Source organism: Luteimonas sp. A649 (genome assembly GCF_054072735.1).
The window spans coordinates 504,124-518,815 of record NZ_JBSVRQ010000001.1 but is presented as its reverse complement, the minus strand read 5'-3'; the positions used below and the strand labels follow the sequence as shown (position 1 = coordinate 518,815).

The 14,692-nt window shown below is 66.7% G+C and carries 15 protein-coding genes and 1 tRNA gene; 6 read left to right on the top strand and 10 right to left on the bottom strand.

Annotation, left to right across the window (positions count from 1 at the left end):
* Positions 1 to 75 precede the first annotated feature (75 nt).
* The 3 genes from ACW5E8_RS02495 (at position 76) to ACW5E8_RS02485 (ending at position 1,109) form a co-directional block, all read left to right on the top strand.
* A complete protein-coding gene (locus tag ACW5E8_RS02495) occupies positions 76 to 600 on the top strand; it encodes a GspH/FimT family pseudopilin (protein ID WP_456963923.1) in 525 nt (174 codons plus the stop codon).
* A gap of 58 nt (positions 601 to 658) precedes the next feature.
* Positions 659 to 735 (top strand) — tRNA-Asn (locus ACW5E8_RS02490).
* A gap of 137 nt (positions 736 to 872) precedes the next feature.
* On the top strand, positions 873 to 1,109 hold the full coding sequence (locus ACW5E8_RS02485) for a hypothetical protein (RefSeq protein ID WP_456963922.1): 237 nt from the start codon (positions 873 to 875) through the stop codon (positions 1,107 to 1,109).
* An 18-nt stretch (positions 1,110 to 1,127) separates the two neighbouring features.
* Here ACW5E8_RS02485 and ACW5E8_RS02480 read toward each other — a convergent pair whose 3' ends face one another.
* The 4 genes from ACW5E8_RS02480 to ACW5E8_RS02465 all read right to left on the bottom strand — a co-directional run bounded on the left by ACW5E8_RS02480 (position 1,128) and on the right by ACW5E8_RS02465 (position 4,233).
* Positions 1,128 to 1,694, bottom strand: a complete 567-nt coding sequence (locus ACW5E8_RS02480; RefSeq protein WP_456963921.1) for a hypothetical protein — start codon at positions 1,692 to 1,694, stop codon at positions 1,128 to 1,130.
* Positions 1,695 to 1,764: 70 nt separating this feature from the next.
* On the bottom strand, positions 1,765 to 2,160 hold the full coding sequence (locus tag ACW5E8_RS02475; protein ID WP_456963920.1) for a hypothetical protein: 396 nt from the start codon (positions 2,158 to 2,160) through the stop codon (positions 1,765 to 1,767).
* Positions 2,161 to 2,213: 53 nt separating this feature from the next.
* Positions 2,214 to 2,987: a LytR/AlgR family response regulator transcription factor gene (locus ACW5E8_RS02470; RefSeq protein WP_456963919.1), complete on the bottom strand. Its 774-nt coding sequence runs from the start codon at positions 2,985 to 2,987 to the stop codon at positions 2,214 to 2,216.
* Positions 2,980 to 4,233, bottom strand: coding sequence for a sensor histidine kinase (locus ACW5E8_RS02465; RefSeq protein ID WP_456963918.1), 1,254 nt, complete (start codon positions 4,231 to 4,233; stop codon positions 2,980 to 2,982). The genes ACW5E8_RS02470 and ACW5E8_RS02465 overlap by 8 nt, the downstream gene beginning before the upstream one ends.
* A gap of 224 nt (positions 4,234 to 4,457) precedes the next feature.
* Here ACW5E8_RS02465 and ACW5E8_RS02460 point away from each other — a divergent pair, with 224 nt between their 5' ends.
* Positions 4,458 to 6,146: an ABC1 kinase family protein gene (locus tag ACW5E8_RS02460; RefSeq protein ID WP_456963917.1), complete on the top strand. Its 1,689-nt coding sequence runs from the start codon at positions 4,458 to 4,460 to the stop codon at positions 6,144 to 6,146.
* 104 nt (positions 6,147 to 6,250) lie between these two features.
* Positions 6,251 to 6,781: a GspH/FimT family pseudopilin gene (locus ACW5E8_RS02455; protein ID WP_456963916.1), complete on the top strand. Its 531-nt coding sequence runs from the start codon at positions 6,251 to 6,253 to the stop codon at positions 6,779 to 6,781.
* Between the two features lie 95 nt (positions 6,782 to 6,876).
* On the opposite strand, the gene ACW5E8_RS02450 is transcribed toward ACW5E8_RS02455, so the two are convergent.
* The 6 genes from ACW5E8_RS02450 to ACW5E8_RS02425 are packed head-to-tail and all read right to left on the bottom strand — an operon-like array spanning position 6,877 to position 13,529.
* Positions 6,877 to 7,287: a type IV pilin protein gene (locus ACW5E8_RS02450; protein ID WP_456963915.1), complete on the bottom strand. Its 411-nt coding sequence runs from the start codon at positions 7,285 to 7,287 to the stop codon at positions 6,877 to 6,879.
* 3 nt (positions 7,288 to 7,290) lie between these two features.
* Positions 7,291 to 11,061 (bottom strand): pilus assembly protein, encoded by a 3,771-nt coding sequence (locus tag ACW5E8_RS02445; protein WP_456963914.1) that lies wholly within the window; start codon positions 11,059 to 11,061, stop codon positions 7,291 to 7,293.
* Between the two features lie 2 nt (positions 11,062 to 11,063).
* Positions 11,064 to 11,630, bottom strand: a complete 567-nt coding sequence (locus ACW5E8_RS02440; protein ID WP_456963913.1) for a pilus assembly PilX family protein — start codon at positions 11,628 to 11,630, stop codon at positions 11,064 to 11,066.
* Positions 11,627 to 12,472 (bottom strand): prepilin-type N-terminal cleavage/methylation domain-containing protein, encoded by an 846-nt coding sequence (locus ACW5E8_RS02435; RefSeq protein ID WP_456963912.1) that lies wholly within the window; start codon positions 12,470 to 12,472, stop codon positions 11,627 to 11,629. Before ACW5E8_RS02435 ends, ACW5E8_RS02440 begins: the two co-directional genes overlap by 4 nt.
* The gene (gene pilV / locus ACW5E8_RS02430) at positions 12,469 to 12,966 is read right to left on the bottom strand and encodes a type IV pilus modification protein PilV (RefSeq protein WP_456963911.1); all 498 of its coding nucleotides are present in this window, start codon (positions 12,964 to 12,966) and stop codon (positions 12,469 to 12,471) included. Before pilV ends, ACW5E8_RS02435 begins: the two co-directional genes overlap by 4 nt.
* Positions 12,963 to 13,529, bottom strand: coding sequence for a GspH/FimT family pseudopilin (locus tag ACW5E8_RS02425; RefSeq protein ID WP_456963910.1), 567 nt, complete (start codon positions 13,527 to 13,529; stop codon positions 12,963 to 12,965). The genes pilV and ACW5E8_RS02425 overlap by 4 nt, the downstream gene beginning before the upstream one ends.
* A gap of 158 nt (positions 13,530 to 13,687) precedes the next feature.
* Here ACW5E8_RS02425 and ACW5E8_RS02420 point away from each other — a divergent pair, with 158 nt between their 5' ends.
* Positions 13,688 to 14,686 carry a sensor histidine kinase gene (locus ACW5E8_RS02420; protein ID WP_456963909.1) on the top strand — a complete coding sequence of 333 codons (999 nt, stop codon included), beginning with the start codon at positions 13,688 to 13,690 and terminating at the stop codon, positions 14,684 to 14,686.
* Positions 14,687 to 14,692 lie beyond the last annotated feature (6 nt).

Below are 14,692 nucleotides of genomic sequence, written 5' to 3'. Positions count from 1 at the left end.
CGCCGATTCCGATGGCTGCATGGCGGGTCCAGTCTCTGGGGCAACCGGCACGGACGCCGGAAGCGGAGAGCAGCGATGGCCAGCAAGGACGCCGGCTTTACCCTGATCGAAGCGATGGCGGTGGCGGCGATCCTGGCCATCAGCCTGACCTTTGGCGTGCCCGCGCTCAGCGGAACGCTTGAGCGGCAGCGACTGGCCACCAGCCTGCACCTGGTCTCGGCCGACTTGGCCATGGCCCGCAGCAGCGCGATCATGCGCCGCGAACAGGTCGTGGTCTGCCCCGGCCAGCCAGGCGCCGGCTGCAGCAACGACCACGACTGGAGCCGCGGCTGGCTGGTGTTCCGGGACCCGGACGGCAATCGCCAGCCGGATGCTGCCGACGACCTGCTGCGCGTCAGCCAGGCCCCCGCCGGCGGCGCTGACCGCCTTCGCCTGACCTCGACCCGCCCCTGGCTGCGCTACCAGGCCAACGGCATGGCCGCGCACAGCAACCTGACAGTGAACGCATGCGCCCGCGGCCAGCTGCGCGGAAAGGTGGTGGTGAACCGCCTGGGGCGGGTGCGGACCGAGCGCCCGACCCGCGAAACAGCGTGTCCCTGACTCTCACAGGTGCGTCGACCTTGACCAGACGGCCACAGTCACTAAAATGTGCGTCCCCGCCCGAATAGCTCAGCCGGTTAGAGCACTTGACTGTTAATCAGGGGGTCGTTGGTTCGAGTCCAACTTCGGGCGCCAAGAATTCAAGGGCTTGTGGAGCAATCCGCAGGCCCTTTTTCTTTGCCCGCGCATTGGCTTCACGGCCAGTGTGCGCCTGCGCTGCGACTATCGAGCCACGCGCACCGGGCGCGGCAGCACGACAGGAAGGCGCCGACATGGGCAAGCAGGACAACAACTTCCCCCACGACAACCAGGGTGGTTACGCCGAGCGCGGACCCGGCAGGGGCGACCACGCTGGACGCGGCCGCGGCGAGAGCACTGGGTCGCACCCGCGCAATGCCCCGGAGGAGCGCGAACCCTCCGAACGCAGCCGCTGGCGTGACGACGACCCGGAGGCGCGCAGCGACCGCTGGAAGGAAGACGGTGCCGAAAGCGACACCGCCAAGGACTGATCCAGCGGTCCGCCGGAACTACCGCGGATCGGCCTGCGGCTGCCCGTCCAGGCCCACCAGCGACCACTTCCCCCACTGGTCCTCGACGCCGGCGCCGGCTGTGCGCTCGGCACCGGCGTCGCCCGCATAGCGATACAGCGGCTGCCCTGCGTAGGTGACATAAGTGCGGTCACCACGTACGAGGGTGCCGATGTGCGCACCCTCGACACCAGTGCCGGCAGTAGGCTGCGTCTCAAGCGCAAGCACCGGCGGCCAGGCTTCTTCGCAGGCCGCATCGCATTTGCCGCCGTCGGTATTTCCGGCCAGCACGTAGACCGCGCTTCCGGCGCCATCGACCAAGTGCGATGACGCCGTGCCGGACATCGCAAGCGTCGCGTTCTCGCTACCCAGCACGCCTGTTCCCTGCTCGGGAGCCACGGTGCCGGTCGGCCGTTGCGGCGGCATGTCGGCACGCGCGCGATCCTCGCCGGCTTCCGCCTGGCTGCGGGCGTCCCCTGCGTCGGTCTGCCGATCGCTGCGATCACACGCCGACAGCAGGATCGCGCCGCCGAAACCCAGTGCCAGCATCGTCTTGGAGCGGTTCATGGGCATCACCTCGAGAAGGAGCCGGTTTGACACTAGAGTGCCGCCCGTCGGAGGTGCGTGAATGGCGCCGTCAGCGCACCGCGATCGACGCCCCGGGCTCGCAATCCGGCCCCCGCGTGCCGCCGTCGGTGCTTACGCACAGGCGGATGTCGTGCAGGCCGCTGATCTGGCGGCTGTCGCCGCGCGCGATGACGAAGCGTTGCGCGGAGGCCGCGCGGCATCCGGTGGCCTGCGCCGTCGCCGCTGTCGCTGTCGCTGGCGTGCAGTCGCGCGGATAGACGGTGTAGTGGCACTGCCCGCTTTCGCTGCGCAGGCACTCGAAACGCCCGACCCCGGCCTGCACCTGCGCCTTGCTGTAGAGCACGTCTCCACCGTCCGCACCGACGCGATGCACGAACGTCGCCCCGCCGCCGTCGAAGCCGAACAGCGAAAGCACGAAATAGCACAGGGCAAGGAGCTTGTTCACGGGACACCTCGGTTGCAGTGATGCGGCAATACGTTCTGGACGTCGAACGCGCGCTACATGTGACGGAACAGCGGCATGAAGGTCTGGCTGACGGCTAGCGTTTCGGGCCGTGATTTGAGGCGGACGGTGCCGCGGCCGCTGTCATCGCGGGTGATACCGGCGATGGCCTTGAGGTTCACGATTGTCGAGCGGTGGATCTGCTTGAACATCGTCGGGTCCAGCACCTCGAGCAGCTCCCGGATCGGCGTGCGCAGCAGCGATTCCCCGTCGGCGGTCATCACCGTCGTGTATTTGTTGTCGGCGCGGAAGTAGGCGACCTCGTCCACCAGCACCAGCCGGGTTTCGCGGCCCGCGCTGGCGGTGATCCAGGTCAACGGCGGCGGCGCATCCTCGCGTGGACGCAGCGGACCGAGATGCTCGAGCAGTGCCGCGAGCGCCATGGCGTCGCTGCCCCCGCGCACCTGCAGGCGCTGCACCGTGGCTGCCAGGCGCTCGGCCGAGATCGGCTTCAGCAGGTAGTCGATCGCGCCGCGTTCGAACGCATCGATGGCGTACTGGTCATAGGCGGTGACGAACACGATGCGCGTGCCGGGACTGGCCTCGGCAGTTGCGGACGCAACCTCCAGGCCGCTGAGACCCGGCATGCGGATGTCGAGGAAGGCAACCTGCGGCCGGTGTTCGGCGATGGCCTCCAGTGCGCTGGCGCCGTCGTCGCACTCCGCTACCACGCGCAGCTCCGGCCAGGCGCGGTGCAACTGGTCGAGCAGCGAGCGCCGCAGCAGCGCCTCGTCCTCGGCGACCACGCAGGTCCACGCGATGTCAGACATGGCTGCGGACTCCTTCATTGACCGCGGGCACGGTGATGGTCGCCGCGACGCCGTTGGGGAAGTTGGCGACTACCGCGAGCGCCGCATCGCCACCGAAGACCAGGCGCAGGCGCTCGCGCACGTTCTTCAGGCCGATGCCGGTCCCGCTGGTCTTGGCGTTGAAGCCTTCGCCGTCATCGGCCACGGTGACCGCGACCACGCCCTCGCTGCGGCGGGCGCGGATCCACACTGTGCCGCCGGCGGTGCGCGGTTCCAGGCCGTGCTTGATCGCATTCTCGACCAAGGTCTGCAGCATCATCGGCGGTAGCGGGGTCGCGCGCAGGTTCTCCGGCACGTCCAACTGCACCGCAAGACGCGGACCCATGCGGATCTTGAGGATTTCGAGGTACGCGACCGCGCGCTCAAGTTCCTGGCCCAGCGTCGACAGCTCCTCTTCGGTACGCGGCAGCGAGTGGCGCAGGTACTGGATCAGGTGGCCGAGCATCTCCTCGGCGCGCGGCGGATCGCTGCCCGCCAGCAGCTGTGCGCTGGCCAGCGTGTTGTAGAGGAAGTGCGGCTCCACCTGGGCGTGCAGCAGGCTCAGGCGCGCGACGGCTAGTTCCTTCTCGGTGGCGGTTTGTGCTGCAGCGGCTTTCTCGCCGCGACGATGCCCGGCGACGCGGCGGCTGATCGCGCGCGTGATCGCCTCGGCGTTCTCGTAGTTGGTGCCGTCGTCGACCAGGAACCAGTCGCTCCATGCCGGCGACTCGGGCTCGCAGATCAGCGTGACGCTGCCACTGTCGTCGCTTGGCGTCACGGTGGCCAGGATCTGGTTGCGGGGGATGCCGAACCACAACAGCGGGTTCCAGCGGCCCAGCGGATGCTCGCCGTAGGTCTTCGGGCGACCGACCTTGGCGCGCAGCTGCAGGCTGTCGCGCGCGGCCTCTACATGCTCCACCCGCGGGAGTTCGCGTACCGCGGCTTCCAGCAGGTCGAAGGCCTCCCCGGCCTCGAAGGGGATCTCCACCTGCCGACGCTGCCGATTGGACAGCACCGCCTTGTCCACCCGCCCCGCGATCAGGCGCACGCGGCCCAGATGCGACAGCGCCCCGGCGACGACCAGCGCCATTGTCGCCATTCCCAGGAGCACGATCGGCCACTCCAGGCGCCCCAGCAGCGGCAGCTCGGACCACATCATGGCCACCAGCAGCACCGCGAGGAACCATGCGGCGGCGAGGCGGAGGACGAAGAAGAGGCTCTTGATCACGGACGTCGGTTTCGGGTGGGAGTGCGACGGAGCATATCCGGCGCCACCGCGGGGCTGGAGCGGTTTGCGACGGAAGCGCGGATGCGGCGACGAAGCCGCGGCAGGCGGGAGCGGGCGGAAGCGGCGACCAAGCCGCGACAGGCGGGAAGCGGATCGCGCGGGCGCGGTGGCCGCGGCGCCGTCTTGACATCGCCCCGGCTACCTTGGCGCCACAAGGAGGACCCATGGCCGGAAACAGCAGCATGGCGCGCAGCGCCCAGGTATTGCGGTTCGCATTGAAGCATCGGGGCGCCGGTCTGTTCAGCGGCCCGGATTTCGACGCCAGTGATGAGCGGCGGAGCCCTGCCGTGAGCGACGATGGGGAGCGCGGACCGGAAGCCTTCGTCCGCGACCTGGAAGCCCTCGGGCCGACCTTCATCAAGGTCGGGCAGTCGCTGTCCACCCGTCATGACATGGTGCCCCCGCCCTATCTCGCTGCCCTGGAACGCATGCAGGACGACGTGCTGCCGGTGCCGGCCGCCGACATCCGCGCCATCGTCGAGGCCGAACTGGGCGTACGCCTTGGCAAACTCTTCCGCGAGTTCGACGACGTCCCGCTGGGTTCGGCCTCACTGGCCCAGGTGCATCGCGCCGTGCTCAATGACGGTCGCGAAGTGGCGGTCAAAGTGCAGCGGCCGGACGTGGAAGAAGTCGTGCGCACCGACCTGGACAGCCTGGCCAGCATCGCCCGCCGCGCCGACGCCGGAACGCGCATCGGCCGCCGCCTGCGCTTTTCCGACTGGATCCACGAATTCCGCAAGTCCCTGCTTGCCGAACTCGACTACCGCCTGGAAGCCGACAACCTGGAGCGCTTTCGCGAGCGGCTGGCCGGCTATCCCGAGCTGATCGTGCCGGCCCCGTTGCGCGACCTGGTGACCCGCCGCGTCCTCACGATGGAGCTGGTCCGCGGCAGCAAGGTCACCGCACTGGGTGGCCTGCGTCGCACCGAGCACGACTACGAACCGCTGGCCACGGCCCTGGTGCGCGGCTACCTTGACCAGGTGTTCGTGCATGGCGATATCCATGCCGACCCGCACCCCGGCAACATGCTGGTGACACCGGACGAGCGCTTGGCGATCTTCGACCTCGGCATGGTCGCCCACGTACCGCCACGCCAGCGCGAGCATCTACTCAAGCTCCTGCTGTCCGCCGTTGACGGACGTGGCGAAGAAGTAGCCGCCGAAACCATCGCGATGTCGATTGCTCTGGAAGATTTCGACGAAGTCCGCTACATGCGCGAAGTCGGGCACCTGGTTGCCCGCTACGCCGCGCACGGCAGCTCGCACGCCCTGTCCGAAGGCGCCCTGATGATGGAACTGGCGCGATTGGGAATGGCCTGCGGCCTGCGCTCGCCGCCGGAAATGCACCTGCTGGGCAAGACGCTGCTGAACCTCGAAGGCGTCAGCCGCGCGCTGGACCCGGAGCTGGACATGAAGCGCGTGGTGGAAGGCCACCTGCAGGCGCTGATGCGCCAGCGCGTGCGGCAGGCGTTTTCGCCGACGCGGCTGGCAGGCGATGCGATGGAGCTGCAGGCGTTGCTGCAGGAAGCGCCGCGGAAGGTGTCGACGATCCTGTCGCTGCTGTCGGAGAACAGGCTGCAGGTGCGGATGGTGGGTCTGCAGGAATCCCGGCTGACGGAGAACCTGCAGAAGATCGCGAACCGCGTCGCCGCCGGTGTGATCGTGGCCGCTTTGATCCTGGCAAGTGCCATGCTGATGCGCGGCGACGTCACCGGACCGAAACTGTTCGGCTATCCGGCGGTGGCGATGGGCATGTTCCTGATCGCCTCGGCGCTGGGGCTGGGGATCGTGGTGAGCGTGCTGCTCAGCGATCGGCGGCCGAAGGTGCGGGAGGAGCGGAGTCCGAGGGCTTGAGCACGGGTTTTCCGACCTACGCTGCCTTCCCGTACTGATGGGTTCCGCCGCTGCGACGATCGAAGCTGTCCCTCCCGGCATGGACGCCGGCCATGGAGACAGCCATGCCACGCAGCCCCGTGGGTTTCACACTGATCGAGGTCGTCACGTCGCTGTCGGTCCTTTCCATCCTCCTCGCCGTTGCACTGCCCGCCTTTTCCGCCCTGCTTGAACACCAGCGCACCTCCGCTGCGATGGCGTCGCTGGTCAGCCAGATGAGCCACGCCCGCCTGGCCGCGGTTAAACATCGCCATCCCGTCGTCCTCTGCCCGTCCACGGATGGCCTGCGCTGCGACACCGGCGGCGACTGGTCGAACGGCTGGATGGTGTTCGTCGACCGTGAAAACCGGCGCAGGCCGACGCGGGCTGCTGACCTGCTGCAGCTCGACCTGTTGCCAAGAAGCACGCACCTTCACATCCAGAGTTCCACGGGACGCAGCTACCTCCGCTACCTGCCGGATGGGCGCAGCGCGGGCAGCAACCTCAGCATCCGTATCTGCAACAGGAAGGGCGCTCAGCTGGGGGCCGTGGTGGTCAACAATGCCGGTCGCCCACGCACCGAGCGCTCGGCGAGCGATACGCCCTGTCCCGGATGACCGGCGCACGACTGCCTTCCATGGGAAGGGCATAGAGCAGAAGGCCCGCGATCGTTGCGGGCCTCCTGTTCACCGTCTTCGTACCTGCAGTCCGGCTACCAGCAGTTGGTCCCGTCGGCGTCGCGGGTCCCGGCCTGGTTGACGCCTAGCGTGCCGCAGGCATCGCCGGAGTGGGTCCCCGTCGGGTTCGCGCTGATCGTGTACGTCCTGCCGTTCGCGACCACCACGATGTTGTAGTAGTCCAGCGCGCTGTCCTGGCAGATCGCCGTGTTGGCCACGACGCCCGTGTAGGTCATGTTCGCCGTGTAGAACCGCTCCATCTGCTGCGCCACCGCCAGAGCACACGCCCCGCCCGCTGCACGCCGTGTTTTGCGCACGTGCTCGTTGTAACTGGGCAGCGCGATCGAGGCGATGATGCCGATGATGGCCACCACCACCATCACCTCGATCAGGGTGAAGCCCGAGGCGCCGCGCGCCGACTGGAAACGCTTGATATCCGGATTCACCGATCAGTCCCCCCTGATTTCGCGCCAGGATGCGCGGTCCCAGCGTGGTTGCAAGGTCAGTGGCGAACCGGGACTCGAACCGCCGGTACCACCCGTCACCAGCCTTCCGCGCAGCAGGTTGGGCAGGGTCGGCATGCCGACGCCAAGGTTCACCGAGCCCACGGGGATGTCCCCCACATACTCATCCGTGGTGCTGCCATCCTCATCCAGGTCGAAGTAGGAACCGCCCGCACTGGTCCCGGTGAACGCATTCAGCGCGTTGATGAATCCGGACCCGTCCGACTCACAGGCGTCGCCGCTGGGAATCATGCTGGCCGTGATCAGGAACGTGGACACGACCTGCGGATCCTGCACGATGCGCTCGCCCGACGCGGGAAGGTCAATGAACCAGCCCTTGGATCCCACTGGAAGCGCAGCGCTCGCCTCGAACGCCCTGGTCGGGTAGAGATGCGGTTCCGGGCCTATGCCGGTGGCCGCCACGGTGCGCTGCGTGAGATCCGTCCGCGAAAGCGTATCTGCCTCTTCGATGAAACCGTACATGCCCTGCACCGCCGTGTTGGCCACGTCGCCCGTGGTCATGTAGCGCCCCGTCCCGAAGAACACCCAGCGCTTGTTGGTCGTCGGATGCGTCGCAATGGTCACGCCGCCGCTGATCGGCTGCGCGGTGCCACCAGCATTGGTCGCGGTGAACAGCAAGCTCACGCTCCACGACGCAGGGTTCGTGGACGACAGGTCGAACTTCCACACGTTGCCGAGCATGTCACCGGCGTAGATGTACGCCAGCGTCCTGCCATCGGGACCGAATACACCGGTGGGGGATGACAACCCATTCGGAAGCGCAGCCGATCCCGCCCCTGTGCTGATCTCCCCGATGACGCTGCCGTCATCGAGGTCGAGCACGATCAGCACAGCCTCGTCGCTCGCGCTGTTCATGCCGTTGCCGAGGATCACGGCGTTCTTCAGCGCCGCGCCATCCTTGACCTTGCCGAGGATCGGGCGGCCCTGTACCAGCCCCATGTTGCCTTCGGGGGTTTCGGCGCGCTCCCACAGGAAGTCGGTGGTTCCGAATGAACCAGGAGTGGTGACGTCAAGGGCGAACAATCCCTTGCCGCCCTTGCCCAGTGCACCCACCAGGATGTTCGTATCCGGCGTCTGCTGCCGCGTGGTGACCACGATGGATCCATCGACGAAATAGCGGTGCGCGTAGTCCGGGCGGCTCAGCATCCCGAGATGCGCCCAGTTGATGATTCCCGGGATGAAAGTGAACAGCTCGTCGCCGTTGGTTGCATCAATCGCATGCAGCATGCCGTCGTTGGCCCCGACGTAGATAGTGTCTGTGTCTTCGACATGCGCTGGCGACGAACCCACGATGTCGCCCAGCAGATGGATGCGGTTACGGAGGTGTCCGCCTTGGATCAGCTCCAGGCTGCGCTCGCCGGCGATATAGGCGGCATTTTGCGCCCCGCTCACCGGGAAATGCATCGACGGACCCGGGCGGTTCAGGCTGGCGAGCTGGTCGGCAGTCGCCTGCGAGGGAAACGCGAGGCCAGTGATACCGCCCGTCACGACGGGGCTGAGCGGATTACCGTTGTTGTGGCCGTTCGAGGTGAAGATGTTCCGGTTGGCCACCGTCGGGATTCCCTTCGATGCGCACCAGCCGTTACCGGGCTGGCCGGTTCCCGCACAGTTGACCTCGTCCACGCCTCCTTCGAGGGTGATGGGCTGCGACCTCAGCTCGCCGGTCCACGGACCCGAAACATAGTTGGCTTGGAATACGCGCGTTTCGCTGTCGATCGCGGTCGAGTTGGCGGCCACGTTCGAGAACGACCCGGTCCGCTCCACGATTGCCGCCAGCGCCGACTTGAGGCCTTCGGTGAACTCGTCCGGATCGGAAGCGGCCACGAAGGTGCCACGCGAGTTCACGGCGGCATGCAGCAGGTCATCGATGCGCGAGGCGTTCTCCGACGGCATCGGGTTGGGCCAGCTGGCGAAGTTGGCGGGAACTTCGCTGACACTCCCGTATCCCGTGTTGCCGCTCAGGCCGATACTCAGGCCAAACGTGACCATGTGCTGCCAGAACGCCGGATTGGCCGTCGTGGTCGGCACGATGTTGCGCAGATCCGGACGAAGGTCGTTCTTCCAGAAGCGCATCGCGACGTCGGCCAAGGTGCCGTTCGTCCCGCCATGCGTGTCGGCGTACGGCGCCTCGACCACATACGTGAAGGAGGCCCCGGTGGTCGGTTCGGTGAGCGTAGGGCCGGCCGTGCCATCGGCATTCCCCACTCGACCTCCCGAAGGATAGTTCTGGGTTTCGTTGTTCCAGTAACCATCTGTCGTCATGATCGTGAAGTTCTGGCGACAGGCAAGCTGGTCACTGCCAGTCAGCGGACCATACGGCGAATTGATGCCGGAACTCTGGTAGTAAGTTCCCGCCTGGTACAGGGCACCGTGCAGGGGAGTGCCGTCCTGGCCGATCGACCCGTGCAGCCGGCTGTACCACTTGCTCCTGTTGTCGTACGTCACGCCAGCGACGGTCACATCGTCGAACAGGCCATCGTTGTACTGGACCGGAATCGGCACGTCCTGCCTCGGCCAGTTGCCCGAGGTAGTAGTGCCGTTTTGCTGCCAGATCGTGCGGAACCCGACGCGGACATTCGAACCAAGCTCGTTGAACGCCGCGCTCGCGCCCGCCTTCGCCGCCTTCATACGCGTGCGGTGGTACGAGAACCACGTTGCGAAGTTGATCTTTTCGGCGGCAACCGAACGCCCCGTCGGCGTGGTGGCTGGAGTGCAGTTAATCCAGCCGTTGCCGCTCTGCCCCCCGTCACAGCTGGTACTCACGTACCTTTGGGCTGACAAACGATACTCTGTACTTCTGTCGTTACTCCGCTCGAGCACAACCGTGTACTGGCCGGCCTCGGTGGGAGCGACGGTGCAAGTTGTGCTTTGATTCTTGGAAAGTGAACCATCGCAAATGGTTCTCCCAGACGGAGAGTTGACCCAGTACCGCAAGTTACGCGTCTGGTTTCCATCTTCAATATTCCGAATGAGCACATCCAGTGAAACTTCAGCAGAGACTGAAGCAAGGCTACGCGTGACCGTGTTGTTATTCTGCAGATCTCCCGTAAATTGCGATTGCCCCTCCACCAGTACGGTCTGTTGATTGGATCCAGAAACCGCACCGTATTCGGCGCGCACGACATCCGTACCGCCTTCAGCGATCTGGTATCGGTAATAGTTCGACTGGCTGGACAGATTGCCTGCGAGATTCCGCGGCACGTAGAAAGTCTGCGCACCGCCACATACCTGCGTCCCACTGTCGGTATTCCTGGGGCTTTGATTACGGTTGTAGCTCCGGCAACTATCAGGATCGCCGAGGTCGATCGTCCCGCCCCCCACCAGGTTGAAGCTGCCGTACACCGCGTTGTAGGACGTGCCTCCGGTCAACAGGTTGCCATTACCGCCGACCCACGGAAGGTAGGTCTTGGCCGGGTTGTAGTAGACGGCGTTGTGTACATACGTCCTGGTCGTCCAGGTCGAACTAACGCTACTGGCAGGCATCGCATCGAAGGCCATCGACCCCGAGTCATCGAGGACGAACAGGATGTTCGGCGGTACCCGCGCGCCCGTCGTCAGCGGATCATCCGGAATGTCGATGCCTGCCGTTGCCGGCATGGCCAGCATGGCCGCAAGGAAGCCCGCGGGCGCGGCCCACCACTTGCGCTGCGACGAGGCTGCACGTGTTCCACGAGGGTTCGTACGCATGTTCTTCATGTTCAAGTCCCCGGGTCCGGGATACGGCTGATGATGTTGGCCTGCAGCATGACGTCGGCACGGCCTTCGGCGCGGCTGCGCGCAATGACTCGAAACATCGGGCTCTGGCAGTCCAGAGAGGGCGGCAGCGTGTCGCAGCTGCCCTTGCGTCCGGGTCCGGTACCCAGATACTCGATCCAGTATTCCGGAGCAGCCGCCAGACGCACGGAATCGTACTGGTCGGCCGGGACGGCCACCCACGGCGGCACGAAATCGACAGTGGCCGGATCGTCCGGATCAAGGGTGCAGACGCTGAAGTTCGTGCAGTCCTCATCCGTGGGGATCTGCGTGTCCCAGGTGCTGCCGGCCAGCACCACTTCCTGCGCATAGCGCAGCGCGGACTCGGCTGCCTGGAAGGCCAGGCTGCGATCACGCAGGTTCGCGCTCATGCGCTCCTGCATGGCCGTGCTACGCAGGACCGCGATCCCCAGCAGGGACGTGGCCACCAGCAACACCAACACGATAACCAGCGAAACGCCGCGCTCGCGCCTTGCGGGCAGGCGCCCGTTCTTCCGCAGGACAGGATTCATAGGGTCCGGCTCCTCATGGCGACCACGTTCGACGCCGTGCGCGTCAGCTGCTGGCCGTCGATGTCCGCGCCCTGCAGGGTCATGGTGATGCGAACGGCGACGACGTTGGCCCAGTCGGGGGCGGTGGTATAGGCGCCGCCGCCCTGCTCCAGGTACTCGAAATCCAGGTCCGTGATGCCTTCGGCGACCTCTTCGGCCGCAGCGCCGCCGCGGCTCACCCAGAGCGAGCTGCCGCCGCGCGTGTTGGCGCCGACCGACCAGTTGACGTCGCGGAACCGTGCAAGGACAACCGCGGCCGGCGGTGCGAACTCGTCGTCCATCGGGTCGTAGCTGCCCGGCAGCTCCGCGAACGTCACCGTGGTCGTGCTGACGCCCGTGGCTTCGACCAGGAACGTCTTTCGGGCATTGCACAGCAGCAGCAGGTCGTCAGTGCTGAAGACCTCGGTCGCATCGTCGACCTGCTGCGGATCCAGCGTCACCGAGGTGGCGCTGGACGCGGTGATCCGATAGGCAGTGTCGTCGCCGGAAACCACGGTCAGGCTGTCCGCGCCACCGCTGACCGGCGTGTCCCGGAACGCCACCGACTCCGTAGTCGCGGTTTCCACCACCGACATGTTCGAGCAGGCCGATCCGCCGGCCGCGCGGATGTCGCGCGACATGAGTTCGAACGCCACCCGCGCGCTTTCCTGGATGCGATTGATGCCTTCGTTCGCACCAAAGGTTCTCTGGTTGGACATGAAGACCGCGAACGCAGCGCCCATCACTATCAGGCCCAGCACCATCGCGATCATCAGCTCGATCAGGCTCAGGCCCGCCATCCGCTTGTGCGTGGCCGTCCTCATATGCGCGACTCCGTCACGACCTGCCGGGTTTGGGCGCCGCCGGCGCGGGCGTCATCCCACTGAACGGTCACCACGCAGTCATCCGGGCAATCGGTGATCTGGCCGCACGTGGTGGTGTCGGCGGCGGCGCCCTGCCCGATCGAATCCTTGAGCGCGCTGATCCAGTCGCGCTGGTCGTTCTGCGCCAGCGTTCCGCCGGCCGGAACGTCGCACTCCATGCCGGCGGTGTTGTACTGGGCCGCGTTGAACCGGTTGGCGCGCATGGCCTCCATGATGGAGTTGGTCTGCATCACCGCCTGGCTGCTTTCCAGCGAGCTCTGCGCGCCGCGCAGCGCCATCGACTGCATGGCCGCGATGCCGAGCAGGCCGATGGCGATGATCACCACAGAGACCAGCACTTCGATCAGGCTGACGCCGCGCATGCGCCTGGCGCCACACGCCACGGGCTGCGGCCGCGGGCGCTGGATGCAGCCCGTCCTGGCATTTCGACTCATGGGCACGCGCCTCCTCCGTTCATTTTTTCGCTGATGACGGTGCCGCTGATCATCACTGTGATGCGCCGCTGGTTGTCCGCGGGCGAATCCGTGGGCACGCAGACCGTCAGCCGGTTCTGGTTCGGGACGGGGTTCGGCGCCAACAGGCCTGACGAACGGAAGACCAGGCCGTTTACCGGGCCGTCGACCTGCACCGAATCCGAAGTCACGCCGGCGTCCTGGACGACGACGGTGGCCCCGGTGACGTTCTCGGTGCCGGTCACGATCCAGCGGCTCCAGTCGCCGCCGCAGGTGGTGCCGTCGCTGGTGCCGCAGATCGTCACGCTCGAGCTCCTGCGCAGGGCTTCCGAGCGCGCCAGCTGCAGCGATGCCGTCAGCTCGCTGGCGTTGCCGGTGAGCCGGCTGCCATTGATCATCGAGGTCATCGCCGGAACTGCCACGGCTGCCAGGATGCCCACCACCGCCAGCGTGACCATCAACTCCACCAGCGTGAAGCCTGACTGCCGCCACTGGCGGCCAGGGCCAGCGACGGAGCCGGCGGCGATTGTTGCAGTGTTCGACATGCAGCTCCCCCTCTGGACGCAATACGCTAGTCCGCGACGGGTCTTGGCTCCAGCACTTCAGGACGAGCGGCGCGATCCGGGCCACGGGTGGCTAAACTCGACGGATGCACCCGCCCCGCCCCGCCGCGAACGCACCGCCTATCCGTCCTCTGGACACCTTGTGGCAGGCAGGCACGGTCATCCGCATCGTGCTCGCAGGCGAGGCCCTGGCGGTAGTGCTCGCCCTTGCACCCGGAGTGGGGGGCGATCGCCTTGCCTACTTCGGCATGGCCTCGTTCGCGATCCAGTGGATCGCGCTGATGGCCATGGGCCTGCTTTTCCTGGGGCGCCGGGGACTCGCCCGCGCAAGCCCGGTGCAGGTGGCCCGGATCGCGCTGGGTTCATTGTTGCTGAGCACGTGGCTGGTCACCGGCCTGGGCTGGCTGGTGCTCCACGACATCTGGCCGGCGCCCAAGGGTGGCTGGCTGGCGATTGCGCTGAAGCTCACCATCATGGCGCTGACCGTGGGCATGCTCGCGCTGGCCGCCTTCCGCGGCCACTGGCACGTGCGGCAGATGGCGGTGCGCGCGAAGCAGGCGGAACTGGAGGCCCTGCAGGCCAGGGTCCGTCCGCACTTCCTCTTCAACACGCTCAACACCGGTATCGCGCTGGTCCACAGCAGGCCGCAGGAGGCCGAGCGGCTGCTGCTGGATCTATCCGACCTCTTCAGGGCGGCACTGTCCGGGCGTAGCGAGGTGTCACTGGGTGAAGAGCTGTCGCTGGCCCAGCGCTATCTGGAAATCGAGGCGCTTCGCTTCGGCGAACGCCTGGACCTGCGCTGGCAGATCTCCGCGACCGATGCCGAGCTGCAGGCCGCCACTTTGCCCGCGCTCTCGGTCCAGCCGCTGGTCGAGAATGCGATCCGGCATGGTGTCGAGTCCGGCGGCTCGGGCGGACGCATCGGGATCAACGTCGAATCCACGGGCGGTTTCATCACGGTCACCGTACGCAACTCCGTGCCTTCGGGCGGCCAACCCTCTCCCCACGGGCACAGGATCGGACTGGCGGCGGTGCGCGCACGGCTCGAGGCGATGACCGGCGATGGGGATTCGCTGGAAACCTCGTCCAGACCCGACGAGTTCGTCGCGACGCTCCGCATCCGGAAGCAGCCGGCCTGAGCTCCC